Origin of the sequence: Xanthomonas sp. WHRI 6108, from assembly GCF_040202385.2 — a bacterium.
GTDB lineage: Bacteria > Pseudomonadota > Gammaproteobacteria > Xanthomonadales > Xanthomonadaceae > Xanthomonas > Xanthomonas arboricola.
In genome coordinates, this window is record NZ_CP168198.1 from 1,943,484 (window position 1) to 1,969,455 (window position 25,972).

The window sequence follows — 25,972 nt, forward strand, 5'->3', positions numbered from 1 at the left end:
GCGGGTCAGGGCGTACCGTTGACGGCGATCTGCGAGAACGCGCCGGTTTGCGGATCGTACAGCGCACCCCAGAAGGCGCTACCGCCATCGCACACCCGGATCGCTTCCTTGGCCGGTTTCACCGGCGGATCGTTCGGGAGTTTGAAGGCGTTGATGTAGATCAGCTGCTGGCCCTGGACCACCACGCCCACATACTGGCGATCGAAATCGCGCGGCTCGGGGATGGTCGGCGTCAATGCGTCCTGCCGGGATTCGAGCTGTTCGATCTGCTGCTGGCTCGGTGTCCAGTAGCCGGTGATCTGGCCCGGATGCCGCGCCGGGCTGTCGCGCGAGCAGGTGTCCAGCACCTGCTCGGCGATGCCCTGGCGGTTGATGACCCAGGACTGCCCGTTCTTGAGGTTGGTCGGTACGCTCGCTGGCGGCGGCGTGGTCGCGCAGCCGGCCAGTGCCATCACGGCGAGCGCCGCTGCGCCGCGCAGCCTGCGCATCACAGCACCTCCGAGGCGAAATCGGCCAGGCGCGAACGCTCGCCGCGCCGCAGCGTGATATGCGCGCTGTGCGGCCAGGCCTTGAAGCGATCCACCGCATAGGTCAGGCCGGAGGTGGTTTCGGTGAGGTAGGGCGTGTCGATCTGTTCGACATTGCCCAGGCACACGATCTTGGTGCCGGGGCCGGCACGGGTGATCAGTGTCTTCATCTGCTTGGGGGTGAGGTTCTGCGCCTCGTCCAGGATCAGGTAGCGCGACAGGAAGGTGCGCCCGCGCATGAAGTTCATCGAGCGGATCTTGATGCGGCTGGCGAGCAGGTCGTTGGTGGCCGCACGCCCCCAGGCACCGCCGTCCTGGTTGTGGGTGAGCACTTCCAGGTTGTCGGTCAGTGCGCCCATCCACGGCGTCATCTTTTCTTCCTCGGTGCCGGGCAGGAAGCCGATGTCTTCGCCGACGCTGACGGTGGCGCGGGTCATGATGATTTCGCGGTAACGCTGCTGATCCATCGTCTGCGCCAGGCCGGCGGCCAGGGCGAGCAGGGTCTTGCCGGTGCCGGCGGTGCCGAGCAGGGTGACGAAGTCGATTTCCGGGTCCATCAAGGCATTGAGCGCGAAGTTCTGCTCGCGGTTGCGCGCCACGATGCCCCAGACCGCATGCTGGCCGCTGCGGAAATCGTCGACCAGGCACAGCGTGGCCTTGCCGCCGCCGACCTTGGCCACGCGCAGCTCCACTTCGTCCTCGCCCGGCAGGTACAGGTACTGGTTCGGATACCAGTCTTCGTCCTCGGCCAGCACGATCTCGTAATGGGTGCGGCCACGCTCGTTCCAGCTGCGCAGGTCCTGATTGTGCTTTTCCCAGAAGTTGTCCGGCAGCTCGATGGCGCCGGTGAACAGCAGGCTGAAATCGTCCAGCGCGCGATCGTTCTGGTAGTCCTCCGCGTTCAGGCCGCTGATATAGGCCTTGATGCGCAGGTTGATGTCCTTGGACACCAGAATGACCGGCACATCCGGATGCTCCTCGCACAGCGCCAGCACCGAGGCCAGGATCTTGTTGTCCGGGATCATCGCGCCGAAGGTGCGGCCCGGGTCGATCGGATGGATCTGGAAATACAGCCGGCCGATCGCCGCCTGGCCCTTGAGCTGGATACCCTGCGGATGGCTGAGCAGGATGCCGGCCTGGATCTGCTCGGCATTCGTGTTCTCCAGCAATTCGTCCAGGAAGCGGCTGACCTGGCGCGCATTGCGGCTGACTTCGGACGTGCCCTTCTTGGCGTTGTCGAGTTCCTCGATCACCTGCATCGGCAGGAACACGTCGTGTTCCTCGAATTTGAACAGCGCGGTGGGATCGTGCATCAGCACGTTGGTGTCCAGCACGTAGATGCGCTTGCCTCGGGTCATTGGGTCTTCCAAGTGATGGAGCAGGGGCGAGCCATCACGCCTGCAGGGCAGGGTGATGGAGGACACGGGAAACCAGGGGGCGTCACTGTCTGGCGTGCGCCTTCAACGCGGCCAGCACGGCGTCGGCGTGGCCGGCGACCTTGACCTTGCGCCAGGCCTGCACCACCACCCCTTCGGGCGACAGCAGGAAGGTGCTGCGCTCGATGCCGAGCACCTGCTTGCCGTACATGTTCTTTTCCTTGATCACGTCGAAGGCGCGGCACAGGGCCTCGTCGCCATCGCTGACCAGCGGGAAGGTAAATCCCTGCTTGGCGCAGAAATTGTCGTGCGACTTCACCGAGTCGCGCGAAACGCCCAGCACGACCGCGCCGGCCTGGGTGAACTGCGGCAGCAGCGCGTTGAAATCCAGGCCTTCGGTGGTGCAGCCGGGCGTGCTGTCCTTCGGGTAGAAGTACAGCACCACCCACTTGCCGGCGTAGCCACGCAGCGTGGTCTGGGTGCCGCCGGACAGCGACAGTGGCAGGTCGAAGCTTGCAGCGGGTAGTTCGAATACAGCGTCGGTCATCGTTGCTCAGCCCTAAGTGGAGGGGCGTGCGGCGCGGTCAAGCCGGGCCGACGTCCATCCCATCATAAGCAGCCACGTGGAAACGTTTGGCAAGCGCATCGAACTGCGCATTGCGCTGATTCAGCGACTCGATGGTGTGCTGCTCCAGCTTGTCCACGTGCAGGAAGTAGGACTCTTCGTCGTCGCCATCGTCTTCGTCGCGTTCGCCGAGGAAGATGTCGATGACCCGATAGCCGTCCCGGGTCAGTTGCTCGGCGAGGTGTTGCAGCGGTTGCTGCGCCGGGTCGGCGAAGAAATATTCCCAGCGCAACGGCCCGTCGAGATTCCAGTCGGTCTCGGAGCGGATGTGCTCGAACATCTGTTTCAGGGCGGAAAGGGCAATGGCCATCGGAACGTCTGCCTCAGAACTTCATCGGGTCCATGATCGCGTCGAGATTGAGGTGATCACAGAATTCCAGGAAATCATCGCGCAACGCGGCGATGTGCATGTTGGCCGGCACGCCGATGGTCACCTGCGCCGAGAACATCTCCGCGCCGGTCTGCATGGCGCGGTAGCGCGTGCTCTGCAGGTTCTCGATGGTGATGCCCTGGCGGTCGAAGAAATCGGCCAGCTGGAACAGGATGCCCGGCTTGTCGGCGGCGATGACTTCGACGATGTAGGGCAGCAGGTTGGACTGGGTCTGCTTGGGGCCGGTGCGGTACCACACCAGCTTCAGGCCTTCCTCGCGCTCGAGCCGGGTCAGCATCGCTTCGAGCTTGGCGACCGAATCCCAGGAGCCGGTGGCCAGGGCGGTGACCGAGACATCGCGCCCCACCGTGGCCAGGCGGGCGTCCACGAGATTGCAGCCGCTGTCGGCGATGCGGCGGGTGACGGGCAACAGGGGGGACTCCGGATGCGTCGTATAGGCGTTGATCAGGAGGTGGTTTTCGGTCGGCGAAGGCCGGGGAGTCGAGTCGGTCAAAGGGGCTTCCGGCATTGCATCAGGCTGAATGGCCGCCCGGGCAGGCGCCCTGGCGGTGACCAGCATACTTGCCCGTGGTTTCGCGCCGCAAGTAACATGCAGGCGGCCACAACCCGCGTGCGCGCGGGCCTTTCCTGTCACGTAAGAGCAGCAGAATCTTGTCCCTTTCCGGCATCATCACCGCGCTGGCGACCCCTTTCGGTCCGGACGGCGCACTCGACCTGGATGCCTGGCGGCGGTTGCTGGAACAGCAACTGCACGGCGGCGTGCAGGGAATCGTCGTCGCCGGTTCCACCGGCGAGGCCGCGGCATTGAGCGACGAGGAGTACGACACCTTGTTGCGTGCCGCCGTCGCGCAGGTGGCCGGCCGTGTGCCGGTGCTGGCCGGTACCGGCCTGTCGGGCACTGCCAAGACCATCGCGCAGACGCGCCGCGCTGCGGCGCTGGGTGCGCAGTACGCGCTGGTGGTGACGCCGCCGTACGTGCGTCCGACCCAGGCCGGGCTGCAGGCACATTTCCAGGCGGTTGCCGACAACGGCGGGCTGCCGGTGGTGCTGTACAACGTGCCCGGCCGCACCGGATGCGATCTGTTGCCGGAGACGGTTGCCGCACTGGTCGGCCATCCGAATATCGTCGGTATCAAGGAAGCGCGCAGCGAGCCGGAGCGCGTCGCCGCGCTGGTGGCGCTGCGCAGCGAGTCCTTCGTCGTGCTCAGCGGTGACGATGGCAGCGCCGCGCAGGCGATGCTGTCCGGTGCCGACGGGCTGATTTCGGTGGCGTCCAACGCGTTGCCGTCGGCGTACCGGCGGCTGTGCGATCTGGCCCGCGATGGTCAGCGCGAGGCGGCCACCACGTGGGACGCACGCCTGAGCGAGTACCACAGTTTCTGCGGGATCGAATCCAATCCCATCCCGGTCAAGGCGCTGCTGCAGCGCGCCGGGATCGGGCATGGCCTGCGTCTGCCGTTACTGCCTCTTTCTGCGGCGCACCAGCCTGCCGCCGACCGCCTTGCCGCCGACGCTGTTGCGTTGGAAGCGCTTTCCAGCCGCGAAATGCTCGCGGCCTGACCCAGGAGATTTATCAATGCGTCATTCCGTTTCCCCCGTCCGCGTGCTCTCGCTCGCGTTGCTGGCGACCGCCACCGTCGCCGCCACGAGCGGTTGCAGCTGGTTCCACAAGGGCGCACGCGGTGACTACGCGCTGGCCCCGGAAGCCCGTCCGCTGGAAGTGCCGCCGGATCTGAACCTGCCCGACACCTCCGGTGCGATGAAGGTGCCGACGCTGGCATCGAGCGCGCAGCAGAACACTTCGGCGCCACCGTCCGCCAGCGCCAACAGCGGTTTCACCGTGCCGGGCGAGCGCGACGAGGTGTTCGCCAAGGTTGGCGCGGCGCTGGCCGACATTCCCGGCCTGACCATCGCCAGCAAGGCGCAGATGCTCGGTTCCTACGACGTCAGCTACGAAGGCTCCAGCTTCCTGGTGCGCGTGGTGAAGGTCGAAGCCGGCAGCTATGTGTCAGCGGTGGATCCGCGCGGCATGCCGGCCACTGCGGCAGCGCCGGTGGCGGTCATCACGGCGTTGAAGGGCAAGCTGGGCGGCTGAGGCCGCTGCAGCAACTGCAGACAGCAGAACGGGCGCTTCGGGCGCCCGTTTTGCGTTCTGGTGCGTGGTATCGCTTTATCGCTGCGTTGTCGCCCGGCTGGATGCTGCCAGGCGCTGTTTTAGCGTTGCAGCAGTGGCAGCTTGTTCGGCTTGCCGTCCCACTCGGCGGCATCGGGCAGCGGCTCCTGGCGCACGGTCAGCACCGGCCAGGCCTTGGCCAGCTCGGCGTTGAGCGCGACGAAGCCTTCCTGACCTGCCGGGACGTCGTCTTCCGGGTAGATCGCATTGGCCGGGCATTCCGGCTCGCACAGCGTGCAGTCGATGCACTCATCCGGGTCGATGACCAGGAAATTCGGGCCGACATGAAAGCAATCCACCGGACAGACCTCGACACAGTCGGTGTATTTGCACTTGATGCAGTTTTCGGTGACAACAAAAGGCATGGCGGAATCCGGCGTTTAGCCTGTCAATTCTAAAGCAGTCCGGTGGCCGGTGTGGGGTTGGCCGGGATTTGTCGGCCTCCAGCCCTGGCCGCTCGGCGCGGTCCTGACCGTCTCCGGTCAGGCCAGCCCGCGCTGCCTGGCCAGTGCGAACAATCCCGTGGCAGCCAGATCTTCCCGATGCAGCTGCGTCCGCACGCCCAGCTGCGCCAGCGCCAGCGCGTAGCGCTGCGCCAGGCCGGGGCTGCCGACCAGGTGCACGGTGGCGTGACTGCCGCGGTGCTCGCGCAGTTCGTGGCCGATCAGCAGGCCCGAGAGGTAGGACGGCAGCGCGGTGGCGGTGAGGCGGTCGAACAGGCCCAGCGTGCGGGCGCCGAACAGGTGATGGCTGAGGCCACCGGGCGCGGCGCTGCGGTCGACGCCTTGCGCGAAGGCATCGGTGTCCAGGTCCGCAGGGTCGTCCTGCATCAACTTGCCCAGGATGCTGTGCTGGCGCAGCACCGCATACAGCTCGCCGGTCATGACGGTGGCGAAACCGGTCAGCTGGCCGTGCGCGATCTGCGCCCATTTGCTGTGGGTGCCGGGCAGGCAGGCGACGTGCTCGCCGTCGCCGAGTGCGGCGATCAGGCCGACCAGCTGGGTTTCCTCGCCACGCATGACATCGGGCACGCCGTGCTGCTCGCCGGTGCTTACGCCGGGTACGAACCACAGCGTGCGCCCGGGCAGCAGGTCGGTGTAGCTGCGCATCGCCTGCGCCAGGGCAGCGGTATCGGCCGGGCAGGGCAGATAGGCCTGCTCGACCCAGCCATTGCGGCTGCCGATCATGCCCGACAGCAGCAGCGGGCCGTCCCAGCCGTCGATCAGCGTGCTCAGCACGTCGGCGAAGCGGCCCTGGCAGGTCAGGATGCCGTCGCTGCCGCGGCGTTGCTCCAGCACCGTGCCGTCCGCAGCGAGCAGGTAGCCACGCAGGCTGCTGGTGCCCCAGTCGATGGCGATCATGCGCTGGCCACCCGGCTCTCGGGCAGGCCCTTGATCGGCACGTCGCAGACGTACAGACCGCCGGCTTCCGGCGTGCGCGCCAGTTCTTCGGCGCTGTGGTCCAGGCGCGAGCTGATCACGTGCAGGCGGTCCAGCGCGGCGCCGCCGAGGGCGCTGCAGGTGGGGTGCTTGACCGGCAACTGCACGATGCGCTCGATGCTGCCGTCGGGGCGGTAACGCACCACGCGCCAGGCGCGCCATTGCGCATTCCACAGATGGCCTTCGCTGTCGATGATGGAGCCGTCCGGCTCGGCATTGTCGCGATCCAGCGTGGTGAACACGCGCACGTTGCTGGTCTGCGCAGTGTCGGCGTCGTAATCGCAGCACAGGATCTGCGGGCGCAGCGAGTCGCAGTAATACAGCGTGCGGCCGTCGGGGCTGAAGCAGATCGAGTTGGGGATCGACACGCCCGGCAGCGGCAATGCACGCAGGCCGTGGCGCAGCGAAAACTGGTACATCGCGCCGCGTGCGGCCTTGTGGTCGTGCTCGTCCATGGTGCCGAACACGAGGTTGCCGTTGCGGTCGGCGCGGCCGTCGTTGCTGCGCGTGTGCGGGTTGTCGGCTTCGATATCGGCCAGGTGCTCGAGCGGCAGCGTGTCGGCGTCGGCGTTGTCGGGGTCGGCGATGCAGACCGACTTGGCCAGCGCGATCATCACGCGGCCGTCGTCCATCAGGCCGAGGCAACCGGGGCGGTCCGGCAGCGTCCAGTACTGCGTGTGTGCGCTGTGCGGATGATGCCGCCACAACCGCTTCTCGCTGATGTCCACCCAGTACAGCGCTTCACGTTGCTCGCACCACAGCACGCCTTCGCCATGCGTGCAGCGGGTGTCGACCGCCAGCACGGCGGTGTGTTCTGGCGTGCTCACCATTCGGCGATGCTGCCATCGCTGTGACGCCAGACCGGGTTGCGCCAGTCCGGCGGATTTTCGTTTGCGCGCTTGAGCATGTCTTCGTCGATCTCCACACCGAGCCCGGGTTTGGGCAGCGCGGCGATACTGCCATCGACACACTGAAAATCGTCTTTATTGATGACGTAATCGAGCAGGTCGGCGCCTTCGTTGTAGTGGATGCCGATGCTCTGTTCCTGCAGCACCGCGTTGTGCGAAACGAAGTCCACGTGCAGGCAGGCGGCCAGCGCGATCGGCCCGAGCGGGCAGTGCGGAGCGAAGCCGACATCGTAGGCTTCGGCCATCGCGGCGATCTTGACGCACTCGGTGATGCCGCCGGCATGCGACAGGTCCGGCTGCACCATGCCGATACCGCCGGCGGACAGCACGTTCTTGAATTCGAAGCGCGAGAACATGCGCTCGCCGGCCGCCAGCGGAATCGAGGTGCTCGCGGCCAGGCGCGGGTAGTACTCGGCCTGCTCGGCCAGCACCGGTTCCTCGACGAACAGCGGCTTGAACGGCTCCAGCTCGCGTAGCAGCGCCTTGGCCATCGGCGCGCCGACGCGGCCGTGGAAGTCGATGCCGAAGTCGATGCTGTTGCCGAAGGTCTCGCGGATCTCGGCGACCTTGACCACCGCCGCATCGACGGCGCGCGCGCTGTCGATCAGCTTCATTTCCTCGGTGCCGTTGAACTTGAAGGTGTCAAAGCCCAGCGCACGGTAGTCGGTGATCTGCTGGATGATCGCGCCCGGGCGATCGCCGCCGACCCAGCGATAGGTCTTCATGCGATCGCGCACCAGCCCGCCCAGCAGCTCGTACACCGGCACGCCCAGGGCCTTGCCCTTGATGTCCCACAAGGCCTGGTCGATACCGGCGATGGCGCTCATTAGGATGGCGCCGCCACGGTAGAAACCGGCGCGGTACATGGTCTGCCACAGGTCGTTGATGCGCGCCGGATCCTTGCCGACGACGTAGCCGGCCAGTTCGTGCACGGCGGCTTCCACCGAGCGCGCGCGGCCTTCGATGACCGGCTCTCCCCAGCCGGTGATGCCCTCGTCGGTTTCGACCTTGAGGAACAGCCAGCGCGGTGCGGCGTGGTAGGTGGTGAGGCGGGTAATCTTCATCCTTGCAGTTCCTGGTAGGCCTGTACGAAGGCGCGTGCATGCGTCTGGGTCGTTTCGAGCGATTGCGCGGGTTTGTACAGTTCGCCACCGATGCCGGCGCCAGCGGCGCCCTGGGCAACGAAGCCGGCCAGGGTCTGCGGGCTGACGCCGCCGACCACGTAGACCGGAATGTGCTTGGGCAGCACCGAGCGCAGCGCGCGCACATGCGCGGCGCCATAGGTGGCTGCCGGGAACAGCTTCAGGATCGTGGCGCCGGCATCGATGGCGTCGAACGCCTCGCTGGCGGTGGCGAAACCGGCGACCACGGTGAGCCCGCGCGACACCGCATGGCGGATCAGCGACGGGCGCGTATTCGGGGTGACGATGAAGCGCGCACCGATCTCGGCCAGGGTGTCGACATCGTCGTTGCGCAGCACGGTGCCGGCGCCGATCCAGGCGCGCTCGCCGTAGGTCTGCTGGGCCAGGGCGATGCTCTCGGCCCAGCGCGGCGAATTGAGCGGGATCTCGATCGCGTCGAAGCCGGCGTCGATCAGTGCACCGACATGGTCGAGCGTTTCTTCCGGCGTGATGCCACGCAGGATGGCGATCAGCGGCAGGGCGAACAGGCTGGCGGTGGTGTCTGAGGTCATCGTGTTACTCGCGATAGAGCGGAAAGCGGCCGTCGGCGTCCGAATGGGCGCCAGCGTCGGGGGAAGTTGCAGCGCTGCATAGCAGCGCGCGGAGGGCGGCAGGCAGCCGCGACGAGGTGGCTGCGGCACTTGCGTGCGCACTCCAACGGCCTGCAATTGGCCGGCAAGTTGCCGTCATCGTCGTCCACCTCCGCAATCATGGCGTGCGTGTTGCCATCTCGTGGAAGATGGGTCACGTCTGTTCTGGCCGCGCCCGGGAGGTAGGGGCTCCTGCTGCGGCGTTCGATAGCCTCGCGCGGGGAGATATGTGCTGCAAATGAAATTTTCGGCATATTCTATTCCTCCTACGAATACAGCTGCGTGGCGATACCCCATGGCAAATTCCGGCACTCCCTGGTTCAACGCTGCCCGCCTCAAGACGCGCCAGCTCCTGCTGCTGCTGCATCTGCACGAACAACGCTCGGTGCTGCGCGCGGCCGAGGCCGCCAGCATGACCCAACCGGCCGCCTCCAAGCTGCTGGCGGAAATGGAAGACATGCTGGGGGTGAAACTGTTCGAGCGGCATGCCCGCGGGGTGGAGCCCACTTGGTACGGCCATGTGCTGATCCGGCGTGCGCGTGCGGCGATGTCGGAGATCGGCCGGGCGCAGGAGGAAATCGCCGCGTTGCGCGCCGGGCGCATGGGCCAGGCCTCGATCGGTACGGTGGTCAATCCGGGCACCAACCTGGTGCCGCAGGCGATCGCCGAGGTCAAGCGCGAGTTCCCCGACATCCTGGTGCGGGTGGAAATGGATTACAGCCGCCCGCTGGTGGCCAAGTTGCTGGACGGCCAGCTGGACATCGTGATCGGCCGCATCCTGGGGCCGGAGGGCGTGGGCGAGCTGGAGTTCGAGCCGCTGGCCGACGAGCCGCATTCGGTGATCGCGCGTGCCGGCCACCCGCTGGCCAGTCGGACCGGCCTGCAGCATGCGGATCTGGTGCGGCATGGCTGGATCCTGCCGCCGGCCGACAGCGTGCTGCGCGCGCGGCTGGATTCGATGTTCATGGAGCACGGCGTGCAGACACCGACCAACGCGATCGAGACCTCGTCGCTGCCGGTGACCTCCACGCTGTTGCGTGGCACCGACATGCTGACCGCCTTGCCGGTGGAATCGGTGGCGCCGCTGATCCAGGCCAAGCTGCTGACCGTGCTGCCGATCGAGCTGGGCGTCCGCATGGAGTCGTTCGGCATCATCCGGCGGCGCGATTACATCCTGCCGCCCGGGGCCGAGCGCATTCTGCAGGCGCTGCGCACCACCGCGCGGCGTTTGTACCCCGGTCTGCGCGGGCCGGAATCCACCGGTTAAGCGGGCTCTTCCATTTGTATTCCGGCATGGCATACCAGGCTGTGAATTTTTCATTGGCTGGCGCTAGACCACGCGCCTATATCTGTGAGCCAGATCGCACGCTGAAGCGCACGTGAAGTCGGGCAGGTGATCGGCGGGCAAACCGTCAGATAGAGGGAGGGGCAGGCGTCCGTGCCGGCTCCGCCGTGATCACGCGGGCCGCGTCGCGGCGCCGCGACAACCAGTCTTCAGTCGTCTTGCGTCCTGGGAGGGATTCAGATGTACAAGTTTTCAAGCCATGCCTCGGCAGGGACGGGCGTGCACGCACGTCGTACCCCGCGTTTGCGTCATTCGGCCATGGCCGTCAGCATCGGGTTGCTGCTCGCCGCCCCCGTCTATGCGCAACAGGCGCAGTCGTCGCAGGCCGCCTCCAGCGCCAATGGCGGCACCAGCGCGGTGGATCTGGACACGGTGGAAGTGCGCGGCGTGCGCGCCAGCCTGATCAAGTCGCAGGTGATCAAGCGCGATGCCAGCCAGATCGTGGATTCGGTCAGTGCCGAAGACATCGGCGCCTTGCCCGACCGCAGCGTCACCGAAACCCTGCAGCGCGTCAGCGGCGTGACCATCGATCACTTCGCCGCACGCAGCGATCCGGACCATTTCTCCGCCGAAGGCAGCGGCGTGATGATCCGCGGCCTGACCCAGGTGCGCGGCGAACTCAATGGGCGCGACATCTTCAGCGCCGCCAGCGGCCGCGGGCTGAGCTTTGAAGACGTGCCGGCCGAGTTGATGGCCGGTGTGGACGTCTACAAGAACCCCTCGGCGGAAATCATCGAAGGCGGGCTGGGCGGCACGGTCAATCTGCGTACGCGCATGCCGTTCGACAATCCGGGCCGGATCGTCGGCGGCAATGTCGATTACAACTACGGCGACATGAGCAAGAAGTACAAGCCGTCGGCCTCGTTCCTGTTCAGCGACCGCTGGAACACCGGCATCGGCGAAATGGGCTTCATGATCGATGTCGCGCATTCGGAGCTGGCCACGCGCTCGGACGGCATCCAGGTGGAGCCGTACGTGCGGCGGACCGATGAGGCCGTGCTGGCCGGCAGCGGGCGCAGCGAAGTGTTCGTGCCGGGCGGGGTGAACTGGCGTCAGCTGGATTTCGAGCGCAAGCGCGACGGGATCGCGGCGGCGTTCCAGTGGAAGCCCAGCGACGCCACCGAGATCTATGCGCAGTTCCTGCGCTCGCGCTACGAGATGAACTGGCAGGAGCGCGCCGCGTTCTTCAACGACAGCAACAACAGCATCACGCCGGCACCGGGCACCACCTTCGACTACGACGATCGCGGCGCCTTCCTGCGCGGCTCGCCGGTATCCAGCTCGTGGCGCGGGGTGCTCACCGGCGATGGTGTGCGCTTCAATACCGATAACCGTTATTCCGAACAGCGCACCACCACCACCGACATGTCGGTGGGCTTCAGCCATTTCTTCAACGACAACCTGCAGATCAAGGGCGATATGCAGCTGGTGGAGTCGGAGAACGAACAGCTGGATTTCACCGTGTTCAGTGCGACCTATCTGCCGGGCCTGTCGTACGACGTGTCGGGCAAATATCCCAGCGTGCAGATCGCCAACCCGGGCTTTACCCAGGACCCGTCCAACTACTTCTGGGCGGCGGCGATGGATCACCTGGGCAAGAACCGCGGGCGGCAGCTGTCCACGCGTGTGGATCTGGAATACACCTTCGATAACAGCAGCTGGTTGCGCTTTGCGCGCTTCGGCATGCGCGCCACCGACCGCAATCAGATCAACAAGAATTCCGGCTACAACTGGGGCGTGATCTCCGACAACTGGGCCGCCATTCCGGGCACCAGCAACGGCCTGGCGAATATGTCCGAGTTCATGACCGACCAGTCGTCGTTGTTCACCTTCTCCGACTTCTTCCGCGGCGGGGTGAACGTGCCGACCACGCTGGTGGTGCCCAACAGCAGCCTGGTCAACAACTACCGCTCCGCCTCGCAGATGATCCAGCAGATCGTGGCGCTGCGCGGCTACGGCTGGGCGCCGGACACCTATCAGCCGCAGGACACCAACCGCCAGCACGAACGCACCCAGGCCGCCTACGCGGCGCTGTACTTCGGCAACGACGAGGCTTGGGGCGTGCCGGTGGACGGCAACATCGGCATCCGCGTGGTGCAGACCAAGACCCAGGCCGAAGGCTTCGGCCAGTTCCAGAACCTGGCCGGCCTCAATGTCTCACCGGAACTGCAGGCGCGCTATACCGGGCAGTACTTCGAGAACAACTCCCAGGGCAGCTATACCAACGTGCTGCCCAGCCTGAACCTGCGGCTGCGCTTCACCGACAGCCTGCAGTGGCGCTTTGCCGCCTCCAAGGCGATGGCGCGCCCGGACTACACCCAACTGCAGCCGTATGTGTTGCTCAACGTGGAAACCAACGACGCCGGCCAGGCGACCGATTTTGTCGGCACCGCCGGCAACCCGAACCTCAAGCCGATGGTGGCCAACCAGTTCGACACTGCGCTGGAGTGGTATTTCGACACCAGCGACATGCTGTACGCCACGCTGTTCTACAAGAAGGTCAAGGATTACTTCTCCACCCAGACCCGCAGCGAGATCTACGACAACCGCCCCTGGCTGGTGACGCGCCCGTACAACATGGACGAGGGCACCATCCGCGGCGCGGAGCTGGGCTATACCCAGTTCTTCGATCAGCTGCCGGGCTGGCTGAGCGGGTTCGGCGTCAATGCCAACTTCACCTTCGTCGACAGCCAGGGCGGCGCCAACACCGCCACCGACCCGTACACCAATACCACCGTCACCGGTGTCGAGCTGCCACTGGAAGGCCTGTCGCGGCGCAGCTACAACCTGGCCGGTATCTACGAGAAGGGCCCGTTGTCGTTGCGTCTGGCCTACAACTGGCGCTCGCGTTACCTGCTGACCACCAGCGATGCGTCCACCCGTCTGCCGACCTGGGCCGACGACTATGGCCAGCTCGACGGCTCGTTCTTCTACCGCTTCAACGAGCACCTGCAACTGGGCGTGCAGGCCAACAACCTGACCAACACGGTGACCAAGGTGCTGATGGGGCCGACCTCGTACGAAGGCGGCGAGGTGGATCCGCGTCTGTATACGCGCTCTTCGTTCGTCAACGACCGGCGCTATTCGCTGGTGCTGCGCATGAACTGGTAAGCGAAGGCCATCACGGAACTGCCGTGTGCGGGCTCGCAGACTTGAGCCCGCTTTGGCCGCTCCGGCCGTCCGGATCCGCAATGCCAGACCCAGCGGGTTTGTCGGCGTTGCTATAGTTTTTACGAATAGCTTTCCAGGAATATTTCATTGGTGTGGCACGACAGCGCCGCCCTATGCTCCGGCCGCAGCCGCTAGGTAAGCCTTGTCAGGATTACCACGCATCGCACCGCCCGGCCTTCCGGTCGTGGGCGGATGCGAGCCAGCACCAACGACGGGCAGGGCGTTCGCGTACCGGCCCGCTAAAAATTAGAAGTACATGCGTCCTGGGAGGGAGCACCATGTCAGTGCAACATCGCCACATTCCGGCAAGCCGGACTGTGGGTCAGCGTTCGATCCGTGATTTCCGCCGCTCCGTGATGGCCCTCAGTGTGGCCACGCTGTTGAGCACGCAGGCCTACGCGCAGGACGCGACCACCACAGCCACCCCGGCTCAGGACTCCACCACCCAGCAGCTCGACACCGTGCAGGTCACCGGCACGCGCAGCAGCGTCACCAAGGCGCAGCTGGTCAAGCAGAACGCCGAGCAGATCGTCGATTCCATCGTTGCCGAAGACATCGGCAAGCTGCCCGACAACAACGTCGCCGAGGCGCTGCAGCGCATCTCCGGTATCCAGATCTCGCGCAACTACGGCGAAGGCAGCTCGATCGCCATCCGCGGCCTGACCCAGGTGCGCACCGAACTCAATGGCCGTGACATCTTCACCGCCAACGATGGCCGTGGCCTGAGCTTCGAGGACGTGTCGGCCGAACTGCTCGGCGGCGTCAACGTGTACAAGAATCCCTCGGCCGACATGATCGAAGGTGGCCTGGGCGGCACCGTCGACCTGCGCACGCGCCTGCCGTTCGACTACGACGGCCGCAAGATCGCCGGCAGCGTCCAGTACAACTATTACGACCTGGCCGACGACGGCAAGCCGGCGTTCTCGGGCCTGTTCAGCGATCGCTGGCAGACCGGCATCGGCGAGATCGGCCTGCTGGTGAATTACTCGCAGCAGAAGAGCCCGTTCCGCCAGGACACCATCTCGATCGAGCCGTGGTACACGCAGACCGATCTGCCGGGCTATGAAGGCCAGGGCGTGTCGGTGCCGCACGGCGCCGGCATCAACACCACCATCGGTGAGCGCGAGCGCAAGACCGGTGCGTTCGCAATGCAGTGGCGCCCGAACGATTCGGTCGAGGTCTATACGCAGGTGCTGCGTTCGGATTACGACTTCAGCTGGCACGACTATTCGTTCTTCGCCCTGACCGGCGCCAACCCGATGCAGGGTTTGCCGGGCATCCAGGTCAACGACCGCAACGAGTTTGTCAATGGCTCGTTCCAGAACGTGCCGACCGAATCCAACACCAGCCTGACCGAGCGGCATTCGGTGACCACCGATTACTCGCTGGGCGCCAAGTGGACGGTCAACGAGAAGTTGACCCTGAGCACCGACTTCCAGTATGTCGATGCCACCACCAAGGGCACGCGCTACATCGTCGCCACCGGGCAGGACACCAGCCCGCAGTTCAACGTCGACTTCCGTGGCGATCTGCCGCGCCTGTCGGTGACCGATGCCAGCGGCGCGGAAGGCTATCTGGCCGATGCCAACAACTACGACGGCTGGCGCTGGCACCTGGACAACAAGGACGACAACAAGGGCACCGAGTTCGCCTGGCGCGCCGACATGGACCTGGCCTTCGACAGCGACTTCGTGCGCAGCTTCAAGGCCGGTGTGCGTTACACCGACCGCGATGCCGAGACCAAGGGCAATATCTACCGTTTCATGTGCATCAACGATTGCTCGGGTACGCCGTTCTCTCAGTACCCGACCATCGGCCTGGTGACCAACCCGATCACCGACTTCTTCCGTGGTGAGAGCAGCACCTTCGGCCGCACGCTGACGGCTGCCGACTCGGCAGTGGCCAACTACGAGCAGACCCTGGCCACCTTCGGTGCCAGCCCGCTGGAATTTGCGCCCAACAACATCAATACGCAGAACGAGAAGACCTACGCGGCCTATGGCGTGCTGCGCTTCGGCGTGGACAGCGACTCGATTCCATTCGACGGCAACATCGGCGTGCGCGTGGTGCGGACCGAGGTGGGCTCGCAGGGCGTGCGCACCGGAACCGACAGCGAAGGCGGCGGACTGATCCCGGTGGATGCGCAGCAGACCTATACCGACGTGCTGCCCAGCTTGAACCTGCGCTGGATGCTGAGCGATCAGCTGCAGTGGCGTTTTGCGGCCTCGCGCGGCATCTCCCGTCCCACCTTCGACCGGCTCAACCCAAACCTGAGCCTGAGCACCGGCACCTCCAATGGTGCCTCGACCTTCACCGGTACCGCGGGTAACCCGAGTCTGGAAGCGGTCAAGGCCGACCAGTTCGACACCGCGCTGGAGTGGTACTTCGGCCAGGGCTCGATGATGTACGGCACCTTGTTCTACAAGAAGGTCGAAGGCTTCATCGCCAATGCCGTCTTCAACGAGGTCTACGACGGCCAGGTCTGGCAGATCACCCGTCCGGTCAACGGCGATGCCGGCAAGATCCGCGGTGCGGAATTGGGCTATACGCAGTTCTTCGACTTCCTGCCGGGCTGGCTGAGCGGCTTCGGCCTGCAGACCAACTACACCTATGTCGACAGCGAGGCGCCGAGCCCCACCGCCACCGACACCAACGGCCAGGCGCTGACCGTGCCGCTGGAAGGCCTGTCCAAGAACAGCTACAACGCGATCCTCAGCTACGAAACCTCGCGCTTCCAGGGCCGTGTGGCCTACAACTGGCGCAGCGACTGGCTGGTGACCACCGCGGGCAACGGCACCGGCAACCTGCCGGTCTACAACAAGGGCTTCGGCCAGCTGGATGCCTCGCTGCGTTTCAACATCAATGATGTGTGGTCGATTTCGCTCGATGGCGTGAATCTGCTCGATACCCGTCGCGAAAGCTATCTGGGCACCGAGTCGCGCTACCGTGACTTCGTGATCAACGATCGTCGGTATGGCCTGACATTGCGGGCCAGCCTGTAGAACGCGCCGTAGGAAGTGCGTCTCCGGTCCGGCGAGCTGTGCAGGCAGCCCGTCGGGCCGGTGTTTTTCCTATCGACGGCAGGCCGTCGATCGCAAGAGGAGCCGGAGGAATGATCGCTGTGATCGATCCGCCTACTGTGCGCCGCGTTACCGCAGCGATGTGGCCGGTCCGTGTATGGCTGGCACTGCTGGTGCTGTTGTCGCTTTCGATCCTGCCGCTGCAGGCCGCCGATCCGGCGTCCCAGGGGCCTTACCAATGGCGCAGCGTCGCCATCGGCGGTGGCGGATTCGTCACCGGTGTGCTGTTTCATCCCGCCGAGCGCGACCTTGCGTATGCACGCACCGATGTCGGTGGTGCGTACCGCTGGGATGCGCGCGCGCAGCAGTGGGTGGCGCTGACCGACTGGCTGGGCGCCGACGACTGGAACCTGATGGGGATCGATGCGTTCGCGGTCGATCCTGCCGACCCGCAGGCGCTGTATCTGGCTGCGGGCACCTACATGCACGAGCGCGCCGGCAATGCCGCGGTGCTGCGCTCGTTCGACCGCGGCCGCAGTTTCGAGCGTGCCGAGTTGCCGTTCAAACTCGGCGGCAATCAATTGGGCCGTGCCAATGGCGAACGGCTGGCGGTGGACCCGCACGATGGTCGTGTGCTGTTGCTGGGCTCACGCGATGCAGGCCTGTGGCGCAGCGACGATCGCGGCGCGCACTGGGCGCGGGTGGATGCATTTCCCGCCGAGGCAATGGCGGGCGCGACGGCGCGCAATCATGTCGGACGCGAACAGGCGGTGGGCATCGCCTTTGTCGTCTTCGATGCCGCCAGCGGCCGTGCCGGCCGTCCGACCCCGCGCATCTATGTCGGCGTGTCCACCGCGCAGACCAGTCTGTATGTTTCCGACGACGCCGGTCGCAGCTGGTCGGCGGTGGCCGGGCAGCCCAAGGGCCTGCGTCCCAGTCATATGGCCGGCGGCAGCGATGGGCAGTGGTACCTGAGCTACGGCGACCAGCCCGGGCCGGACCTGATGGCCGGCGGCGCGCTGTGGAAATACACCCCGGCGCAGGGGCGCTGGACCGAGATCAGCCCGATCGCGCAGCCGGCCGGCGGCGATGGTTTCGGCTGGGGCGCGGTGGCGGTGGATCCGCAACAGCCGCAGGTGCTGCTGGCCAGCACCTTCCGCCGTCGTAGCCCGCGCGATGAGCTATTCCGCAGCGTCGACGGCGGGCGCAGCTGGACGCCGTTGCTGGCGGGCGCGCAGTTCGATCACAGCGCAGCGCCGTGGACCGCGCAGGCCACGCCACACTGGATGGGTGCGCTGGCGATCGATCCGTTCGACAGCAACCACGCGCTGTTCGTCACCGGCTACGGCATCTGGGCTTCGCGCAACCTGCAGGATTTCGCCAGGCAGCAGCGGCCGTTGCAGTGGTGGTTCCAGGATCGTGGGCTGGAAGAGACCGTGCCGCTGGATCTGCTGAGCCCGATGCAGGGCGCGCACCTGCTCAGTGCGCTGGGCGATATCGACGGCTTCCGGCATGACGATCTGGAGCGTGCGCAGCTGCAGTACGCCGGCCCGCGCCTGACCAATGGCGAGAGCATCGATGCCGCCGGGCAGGCCGCGCAGTGGGTGGTGCGCAGCGGCACCGTGCGCGATCGCCGCAACAACGAGATCCGCGCGCTGTACTCGCGCGATGGCGGTACGCAGTGGACGGCGTTCGCCAGCGAGCCGCCAGCCGGGCAGGGCGCCGGCAACATCGCCATTGCCGCCGATGCATCCCATGTGGTGTGGGCGCCCGAGAAAGGCGGCAGCTGGCGCACCGCCGATTTCGGCAAGCACTGGCAGCGGGTGCAGGGGCTGCCCGAGACCGCGGTGGCGGTGGCCGATCGCGTCGATGCACGGCGCTGGTATGCAGTGGATACCGCCAGCGGGCGCTTGTACGAGAGCGGCGATGGTGCGTCGAACTTTCGCGACACCGGTGTCCAGGCCGGCAACCCGGCGCGCGACGAACGGGCGCGCCCGCAGCTGCGCCCGGATCCGTGGCGGGCGGGGGTGGTGTATCTGGCCAGCCCCGCGCTGGGCGTGATGCGCTGGCAGGAGGGGCGTTTGCAGACCTTGTCCAGGCCGGATGAGGCGCGTTCGCTGGGCATCGGCAAGGCGTTGCGCGATGGCGCACCGCCGGCGCTGTATCTGGCCGGCCGCGTGGATGGAGTGGACGGCGTATTCCGCTCCGACGATGAAGGCGCGCACTGGTTGCGCATCAACGACGACGCGCACCGGTTCGGCAAGCCCTACAGCGTCACCGGTGATCCGCGCCTCCCCGGGCGCGTGTACTTCGCCACCGGTGGGCGTGGCATCTTCTACGGCGATCCACGATGAGCGCTGCGTCCCTGTGCGCGTCATCGCGCTGTCTTACCGTGTACGGCGGCATGCGCCGTCGCATCGCTGCGCGCCGAGTGGCCGCGCCGACCCTGGAGATCACTGCATGACCGTTTCCCTCATCCGTCGTGGCTGCCTGTTGGGCCTGGTGCTGGCCAGCCCTGCCGCATTGGCGCAACCGAGCCTGCCGTTGTTGTTCGCCGATGGCGCGGTGCTGCAGCGCGACCAGGCGATGCCGGTGTGGGGCTGGGCCACGCCCCATGCCGCCATCACGGTCAGCTTCGACGGCAAGCGGGCCACCGCCAAGGCCGATGCCAAGGGCCAGTGGAAGGTCAGCCTGCCCGCACACAAGGCCGGCGGCCCCTATGTGCTGAGCGTGCAGGGCGACGGCGGCGAGTTGCAGGTGCGCGATGTGCTGGTCGGCGATGTGTGGCTGGCCAGCGGTCAATCGAACATGGAGTGGCCGCTGGCGCAGGCCAGCGATGGCCGGCAGGCGGTGGCGGCGGCCAACGACCCGCAGTTGCGGCACTTCAAGGTGCCCAAGTCGTGGTCGCTGCAGCCGGAAGCGCGCCTGACCGGCGGCGATTGGAAGGCCGCCACACCGGACAACGCCGGCGAGTTCACCGCAGTCGGTTATTTCTTCGCCAAGGAGCTGCGCGCCAGCACCGGCGTGCCGATCGGCATCGTCAACAGCACCTGGGGCGGCAGCGCGATCGAGGCGTGGATGGATGCGACCTCGCTGGGCCTGGATGCCGGGCAGAACCAGGGCGCGATCGAAGCGATCAAGCAGCGCGATGCCGCTGCGCAGGCGGCCACCGGCAAGCGCATTGCGCGCTGGCCCAAGGTGGATGGCGAGATGCCGCAGTGGCGCGAAGCGACATTCGACGACAGCGACTGGGACAGCATCCCGACCACCCAGCAGTGGGAATCCAGCGGCTATGACGGCATGGACGGGATCGCCTGGTATCGCACCACGGTCACCCTGAGCGCTGCCGAAGCCAAGGCCGGCATCACGTTGGGCGTGGGACAGATCGACGACTCGGACATCACCTACGTCAATGGCCAGCAGGTCGGCACGACCGAAAAGCAGTGGAACCTGCCGCGCGTCTACACCGTGCCGGCCTCGGTCTTGCATGCAGGGGTCAACCACATCGCGGTGCGGGTGGAAGATCTCAGTGGCGGTGGCGGCATGCATGGCCCGGACGAGCAGCGCTTCGTGCAGACCAGCGCCGGTGCCAAACGCGCGTTGGGCGGCTGGAAGTTCCGCCCCGCCGCCGTGCGCGTGTCGCTGGTCGACAACAAGAATCAGCTGCCCACGCTGCTGTACAACCAGATGATCCATCCGCTGCAGCCGTTCCCGGTCAAGGGCGTGATCTGGTACCAGGGCGAAACCAATGCCAGCGACACCGGCGCGCTGAAGTACCGTGAACAGTTCGCCGCGATGATCCAGCAATGGCGCGCCGAACGTGGCGCGAAAACGCTGCCGTTCCTGTGGGTGCAGCTGGCCAACTTCAAGGCCGGCGGCGACAAGGGCGAGCTGAGTCCGTGGGCACTGTTGCGCGAGTCGCAGTCCAAGACGCTGGCGCTGCCGGCGACCGGGCAGGCGGTGATCATCGATATCGGCAACCCCGCCGATATCCATCCCACCAACAAGCGCGATGTCGGCCATCGCCTTGCGCTTGCTGCACGTCATGTGGCGTACGGCCAAACGCTGGTGTACAGCGCGCCGGTGTTCAAGCAGGCGCGCTTTGTCGATGGTCAGGCAATGCTGAGTTTCGATCTGCAGGGCAGTGCCTTGCAGGTGCGTAATGGTGGCGAAGTGCAGGGCTTCCGCGTCGCCGGTGCCGACAAACACTTCCATCCGGCCACCGCACGCATTGAGGGCGATCGCGTGATCGTGCGCAGCGACGCGGTGGCTGCACCGGTCGCTGTGCGCTACGGCTGGAGCGAAAACCCGGACGACGCCAACCTGGTCAATCGCGAACAGCTTCCCGTTTCCCCCTTCCGCACCGATACCTGGTGACACGGAGTCTTATGTCCATGCATTCCCCCGTTGCACGTGTGATCGCTCCTTCCCCTGCACGCCGTTACCTGCGTCCGCTGCTGCTGTCCGCGCTGACGCTGGCCCTGGCGGCGTGCCAATCCGGCGAGCAGGACGACAAAGCCAAACCGGCCGCAGTCGCACCGAATGCCGGTAGCGCAGCGACCGCGCCTGCCACGGCAGCGGCGCCGGCTGCGCAGACGCCGATGCCGCAGTTCGTCAGCAAGGACGGCAAGCACGCGTTGATGGTCGATGGTGCGCCGTTCCTGATCCTGGGCGCGCAGGTCAACAACTCCAGCAACTATCCCGGCGTGATGGACAAGGTGTGGCCGGCGATGCAGGTGCTGGGCCCCAACACCGTGCAGGTGCCGATCGCCTGGGAGCAGGTCGAGCCGGAAGAAGGCAAGTTCGATTTCTCCTTCGTCGATACGCTGCTCACGCAGGCACGCGAGCACAAGGTGCGGCTGGTGCTGCTGTGGTTTGCGACCTGGAAGAACAACGGCCCGGCGTATGCGCCGCATTGGGTCAAGACCGACAACCAGCGCTTCCCACGCGTGGTGACGCGCGAGGGCAAGGCGATCGGGTCGCTGTCGCCGCATGCGCAGGCCACCCTGGATGCCGACCGCAAGGCCTTTGTCGCCTTCATGCAGCACCTCAAGCAGGTCGATCCGCAGCACACCGTGATCATGATCCAGCCCGAGAACGAGCCGGGCACCTACGGCAGCGTGCGCGACTTCTCGCCGATGGCGCAGCAGCTGTTCGACGGCCCGGTGCCGGAAGAGCTGCTCAAGCGCTTGAACAAGCAGCCGGGCAGCTGGGCACAGGTGTTCGGTGCCGATGCGGACGAGATCTTCCATGCCTGGTCGATCGGTCGCTACATCGACCAGGTGGCCGAAGCCGGCAAGGCCGAATACCCGCTGCCGATGTACGTCAACGCCGCACTGCGTGGCCCGTTCAATCCCGGCCAGCCCGGCCAGTACGCTAGCGGCGGCCCCACCGACAACGTGCTGGATGTGTGGAAGGCCGCCGGCCCGCATATCGACCTGCTGGCGCCGGACATCTACATGCCCGAGTACCGTACCTACACCACGGTACTGGAGCGCTACGCCCGCCCGGACAATGCGCTGTTCGTCGCCGAAACCGGCAACCGCCCGGAATACGCGCGCTATCTGTTCCCCGCGCTGGGCCACGACGGCATCGGCTGGTCGGCGTTCGGCATGGACTACACGCGTTATTCCAACTATCCGCTGGGCGCCAAGCACGTCAACGCAGACACCCTGGCCCCGTTCGCGCTGGGTTTCGAGCTGGTCAAGCGCGGCATGCGTCCGTTCGCCAAGGCCGCGTCCGAAGGCAAGCTGCACGGCACCGCCGAAGAACCCGGCCAGGCGGTGCAGGAGCTGCAGCTCAACGAACGTTGGGGCGCCACCATCACCTACGGCGTGCCGCAGTTCTGGTTCAAGGGCGAGCCGCCGGGCAACCCCGAGCCGATCGGCGCGGCCTTGATCGCCGAGCTCGGCCCTGACGAATTTCTGGTCACCGGCTACCACGTGCGCGTGACCCTGCATCCGGCCAGCGAAGCGACCGCCAACATGCTCTACGACCGCGTCGAGGAAGGCGTCTACGACGGCAGCGACTGGAAGTTCGAGCGCAACTGGAACGGCGACCAGACCGATTACGGCGTCAACTTTTCCAGCGCACCGCAGCTGCTGAAGATCAAGCTGGCCACTTACAAGTAAACCTGCACGGCCACTTGCTGCGCAGCCAGATCGCTGCGCAGCACGCCGGCTTCCAGGTCGAACGCAATGAACCCATGCGTTGCCGCCCCCGCGGCAGCGTTTCGTAATTCCAAGGGAGTGAACATGCAAACCATCAACCGTTCCGCCGGCCATGCGCCTGCCACCCGACGTACCCCGCTTGCGCAGTGCCTGGCGTTGTCGCTGGCCTTGCTGGCCAATGCCGCGCACGCGCAGGAAGTGCGCAAGGCCGCCGATGGCGTCACCGTGGTGCCGAGCGCCAAGGGCGCCGCACCGGTGCGTCTGCAGGTGGTCGATGCCGGCATCATCCGCGTCAGTGCCGACCCGGACGGCGACTTCGCGCGCAGCCCCAGCCTGATGCGCGTCCCGGTGCAGGGCGATGGCAACTTCCAGCTGGCCGAGCAGGGCGACCGCGTGCAGCTGAAGACCGGCAAGGTCACCGCCACCGTGTCCACCGTCGATGGCCATGTCAGCTTCGCCGATGCCAATGGCAAGCCGGTGTTGTCGGAGGTTGCCGGCGGGCGCAGTTTTGCGCCGCTGAAAGTGGAGGGCAAGCAGTACCTGAGCGTACGTCAGCGCTTCCAGTCGCCCGACGACGAAGCCCTATACGGCTTCGGCCAGCACCAGCAGGGCTGGATGAACCAGAAGGGCCGCAACATCGAGTTGCAGCAGAACAATATCGACATGGCGGTGCCGTACCTGGTGTCCAGCCGCAACTACGGCCTGCTGTGGGACAACAACTCGATCAGCCGCCTGGGCGACCCGCGCGGCCTGCAGCCGCTGCCCAAGACGTTGAAGTTGTACGACGCCAAGGGCAAGGCCGGTGCGCTGACCGCGCGTTATGCGATCAACGGCAAGCAGATCGTCGAGCGTCGCGAGAGCGAGGTGAACTACCAGTACCTCAGCGACCTGACCAAGTATCCGAAGAAGGCGATCACCAAGGACAAGGACAGCCGCATGCAGGTCACCTGGGAGGGCGAGATCGAAGCGCTCACCGGTGGCGAGCACACCTTCTCGCTGTATTCGAGCGAGTACGCCAAGCTGTACGTGGACGGCAAGCTGGTCGTTGATCGCTGGCGCCAGAACTGGAATCCGTGGAATCACGAGTTCAAGCTGGATCTGGAGCCGGGCACGCGCCACACCGTCAAGGTCGAGTGGGACCTGATCGACCCCAGCTACATCGCGTTGCTGCACCGCGACCCGCTGCCGGCCGCCGAAGCGAAGGACCTGTCGCTGTGGTCCGAAGCCGGCCAGATGATCGACTACTACTTCGTCTCGGCCGATTCCTACGATCAGGCCGTGGCCGGCTACCGCGAGCTCACCGGCAAGTCGGTGATGCTGCCCAAGTGGGCCTACGGCTTCTGGCAAAGCCGCGAGCGCTACAAGAGCCAGGACGAGTTGGTCGGCGCGGTGGCCGAATACCGCAAGCGCAAGTTGTCGCTGGACAACATTGTGCTCGACTGGTCGTACTGGCCCGAGAATGCCTGGGGCTCGCACGATTTCGACCCGCAGCACTTCCCCGATCCGGACGGCATGGTCAAGGCCGTGCACGACATGCATGCGCAGATCATGATTTCGATCTGGCCCAAGTTCTATCCCACCACCGCCAACTACAAGGAACTGGACGCGGCCGGTTTCATGTTCAAGCGCAACGTGGAAGTGGGTGAGCTGGACTGGATCGGCAAGGGCTACAAGAACTCGTTCTACGATCCGTATTCGGAAAAGGCGCAGGCGATCTACTGGCGCCAGGTCAACGAGAAGCTCAACAGCAAGGGCTTCGATGCGTGGTGGATGGACGCCGACGAACCGGACGTGCATTCCAACCTGGACATCGGCGAGCGCAAGGCGCGCACCACGCCCAACGCGCTGGGCTCGTCCACCGAATACTTCAACTCCTACCCGCTGCCGCACACCCATGGCGTGTACGTGGGCGACCGTGCGGCCGACGACAAGCGCGTGTTCATCCTCTCGCGCAAGGGCTATGCCGGCACCCAGCGCAATGCGGTAGCGGTGTGGAGCGGGGACATCGTCTCGCGCTGGGACGACATGCGCGACCAGATCTCCGGTGGCGTCAACATGGCGCTGTCGGGCCTGCCCAACTGGACCTTCGACATCGGCGGCTTTGCGGTGGAGAAGCGCTACGAGAACCAGGACCCGGCACACCTGCCGGAATGGCGCGAACTCAACACGCGCTGGTTCCAGTTCGGTGCATTCGTGCCGATTTTCCGCTCGCACGGCCAGTTCCCGTACCGCGAGATCTGGAACATCGCCCCGGAAGGCACGCCGTTCTACGACAGCATGGCGTACTACAACCGCCTGCGTTACGCGCTGCTGCCGTACATCTACAGCCTGGCCGGCGACACCTATCAGCGCGATGGCGTGATCATGCGCGGCATGATGATGGACTTCCCGAACGACCCCAAGGTCCGCGACATCAACGACCAGTACCTGTTCGGCCCGGCCTTCCTGGTCGCACCGGTGACCCGCTTCGGCGCCACCTCGCGTCAGGTCTATCTGCCGGCCGGCAGCAGCTGGCTGGATTTCGCCACCGGCAAGCGCTACGAAGGCGGCCAGAGCATCGAAGCGGCCGCGCCGATCGAGCGCATGCCGTTGTTCGTGCGCGCCGGTTCCATCGTGCCGACCGGCCCGGTGCAGGAATACGTGGATCAGAAGCCGGATGCGCCGCTCACCGTGGTGGTCTACACCGGTGCCGACGGCCAGTTCTCGCTGTATGAGGACGACGGCAAGGGCTACGGCTACGAGAAGGGCGAGTTCAGCCGCATTCCGCTGAGCTGGAACCAGGCCAAGGGCGAGCTGAGCATCGGCAAGCGCGAAGGCAGCTGGACCGGCATGCAGGCCAAGCGCACCGTCAACGTGCGCTTCGTCGACGGCCCGCGCGAGGACGCCGGTGCGCTGGAGCCCAGGACCGATGCCAGCATCCAGTACGACGGCAATCCGGTCAGCGTGTTGCAGCGCAAGATTGCGCCCGGCAAAGCGCGTCGTCGATGATCGCAACTCGTTGTCAGTCAGTGAGTGCGCAGATGCCGGATCGCCGCAAGGCTCGGGCGTGCAGGTCC

At 65.9% G+C, this 25,972-nt stretch carries 19 protein-coding genes; 9 read left to right on the forward strand and 10 right to left on the reverse strand.

What is annotated here, in order from left to right; genetic code table 11:
- Positions 1-5: 5 nt before the first annotated feature.
- From ABQ039_RS08475 to ABQ039_RS08495, 5 genes are all read right to left on the reverse strand, one after another.
- A complete protein-coding gene (locus ABQ039_RS08475) occupies positions 6-488 on the reverse strand; it encodes a hypothetical protein (RefSeq protein WP_167708808.1) in 483 nt (160 codons plus the stop codon).
- A complete protein-coding gene (locus ABQ039_RS08480; RefSeq protein ID WP_016904785.1) occupies positions 488-1,885 on the reverse strand; it encodes a PhoH family protein in 1,398 nt (465 codons plus the stop codon). Before ABQ039_RS08480 ends, ABQ039_RS08475 begins: the two co-directional genes overlap by 1 nt.
- 82 nt (positions 1,886-1,967) lie before the next feature.
- Positions 1,968-2,450 carry a peroxiredoxin gene (locus tag ABQ039_RS08485; RefSeq protein ID WP_039520813.1) on the reverse strand — a complete coding sequence of 161 codons (483 nt, stop codon included), beginning with the start codon at positions 2,448-2,450 and terminating at the stop codon, positions 1,968-1,970.
- A 37-nt stretch (positions 2,451-2,487) separates the two neighbouring features.
- On the reverse strand, positions 2,488-2,838 hold the full coding sequence (locus tag ABQ039_RS08490; RefSeq protein WP_039515997.1) for a ribonuclease E inhibitor RraB: 351 nt from the start codon (positions 2,836-2,838) through the stop codon (positions 2,488-2,490).
- 13 nt (positions 2,839-2,851) lie between these two features.
- Complete coding sequence (locus ABQ039_RS08495) at positions 2,852-3,478, reverse strand: glycine cleavage system protein R (protein ID WP_002813792.1); 627 nt, start codon at positions 3,476-3,478, stop codon at positions 2,852-2,854.
- Between the two features lie 92 nt (positions 3,479-3,570).
- Here ABQ039_RS08495 and dapA point away from each other — a divergent pair, with 92 nt between their 5' ends.
- Together dapA and ABQ039_RS08505 are read left to right on the forward strand one after the other, a co-directional pair.
- Positions 3,571-4,479 (forward strand): 4-hydroxy-tetrahydrodipicolinate synthase, encoded by a 909-nt coding sequence (gene dapA / locus ABQ039_RS08500; RefSeq protein WP_016905099.1) that lies wholly within the window; start codon positions 3,571-3,573, stop codon positions 4,477-4,479.
- 16 nt (positions 4,480-4,495) lie between these two features.
- The gene (locus tag ABQ039_RS08505; protein ID WP_024939787.1) at positions 4,496-5,014 is read left to right on the forward strand and encodes a hypothetical protein; all 519 of its coding nucleotides are present in this window, start codon (positions 4,496-4,498) and stop codon (positions 5,012-5,014) included.
- 119 nt (positions 5,015-5,133) lie between these two features.
- Here ABQ039_RS08505 and fdxA read toward each other — a convergent pair whose 3' ends face one another.
- The 5 genes from fdxA to ABQ039_RS08530 form a co-directional block, all read right to left on the reverse strand.
- Positions 5,134-5,457, reverse strand: a complete 324-nt coding sequence (fdxA, locus tag ABQ039_RS08510) for a ferredoxin FdxA (RefSeq protein WP_006453280.1) — start codon at positions 5,455-5,457, stop codon at positions 5,134-5,136.
- A 117-nt stretch (positions 5,458-5,574) separates the two neighbouring features.
- Complete coding sequence (locus tag ABQ039_RS08515; RefSeq protein ID WP_184610587.1) at positions 5,575-6,453, reverse strand: 2-dehydro-3-deoxygalactonokinase; 879 nt, start codon at positions 6,451-6,453, stop codon at positions 5,575-5,577.
- Entirely contained in the window at positions 6,450-7,361 is a 912-nt protein-coding gene (locus ABQ039_RS08520) for an SMP-30/gluconolactonase/LRE family protein (RefSeq protein ID WP_184610585.1), read from the reverse strand. The genes ABQ039_RS08515 and ABQ039_RS08520 overlap by 4 nt, the downstream gene beginning before the upstream one ends.
- Positions 7,355-8,503: a galactonate dehydratase gene (gene dgoD / locus ABQ039_RS08525; protein ID WP_184610584.1), complete on the reverse strand. Its 1,149-nt coding sequence runs from the start codon at positions 8,501-8,503 to the stop codon at positions 7,355-7,357. The genes ABQ039_RS08520 and dgoD overlap by 7 nt, the downstream gene beginning before the upstream one ends.
- Positions 8,500-9,132: a 2-dehydro-3-deoxy-6-phosphogalactonate aldolase gene (locus ABQ039_RS08530; protein WP_024939783.1), complete on the reverse strand. Its 633-nt coding sequence runs from the start codon at positions 9,130-9,132 to the stop codon at positions 8,500-8,502. Before ABQ039_RS08530 ends, dgoD begins: the two co-directional genes overlap by 4 nt.
- Before the next feature lie 373 nt (positions 9,133-9,505).
- Between ABQ039_RS08530 and ABQ039_RS08535 the strand changes: the two genes are divergently transcribed.
- The 7 genes from ABQ039_RS08535 to ABQ039_RS08565 all read left to right on the forward strand — a co-directional run bounded on the left by ABQ039_RS08535 (position 9,506) and on the right by ABQ039_RS08565 (position 25,904).
- On the forward strand, positions 9,506-10,477 hold the full coding sequence (locus ABQ039_RS08535) for a LysR family transcriptional regulator (protein WP_024939782.1): 972 nt from the start codon (positions 9,506-9,508) through the stop codon (positions 10,475-10,477).
- 258 nt (positions 10,478-10,735) lie between these two features.
- Positions 10,736-13,666 (forward strand): TonB-dependent receptor, encoded by a 2,931-nt coding sequence (locus tag ABQ039_RS08540; RefSeq protein WP_349777865.1) that lies wholly within the window; start codon positions 10,736-10,738, stop codon positions 13,664-13,666.
- A 338-nt stretch (positions 13,667-14,004) separates the two neighbouring features.
- Entirely contained in the window at positions 14,005-16,728 is a 2,724-nt protein-coding gene (locus tag ABQ039_RS08545) for a TonB-dependent receptor (RefSeq protein ID WP_184455738.1), read from the forward strand.
- A gap of 110 nt (positions 16,729-16,838) precedes the next feature.
- Positions 16,839-19,100: a cellulase gene (locus ABQ039_RS08550; protein ID WP_184610580.1), complete on the forward strand. Its 2,262-nt coding sequence runs from the start codon at positions 16,839-16,841 to the stop codon at positions 19,098-19,100.
- Positions 19,101-19,206: 106 nt separating this feature from the next.
- The gene (locus ABQ039_RS08555) at positions 19,207-21,123 is read left to right on the forward strand and encodes a sialate O-acetylesterase (protein ID WP_349777864.1); all 1,917 of its coding nucleotides are present in this window, start codon (positions 19,207-19,209) and stop codon (positions 21,121-21,123) included.
- 83 nt (positions 21,124-21,206) lie between these two features.
- On the forward strand, positions 21,207-22,877 hold the full coding sequence (gene galD, locus ABQ039_RS08560; protein ID WP_349777926.1) for a GH35 family beta-galactosidase GalD: 1,671 nt from the start codon (positions 21,207-21,209) through the stop codon (positions 22,875-22,877).
- 123 nt (positions 22,878-23,000) lie between these two features.
- Positions 23,001-25,904 carry a TIM-barrel domain-containing protein gene (locus ABQ039_RS08565; protein ID WP_349777863.1) on the forward strand — a complete coding sequence of 968 codons (2,904 nt, stop codon included), beginning with the start codon at positions 23,001-23,003 and terminating at the stop codon, positions 25,902-25,904.
- Positions 25,905-25,972: the final 68 nt, after the last annotated feature.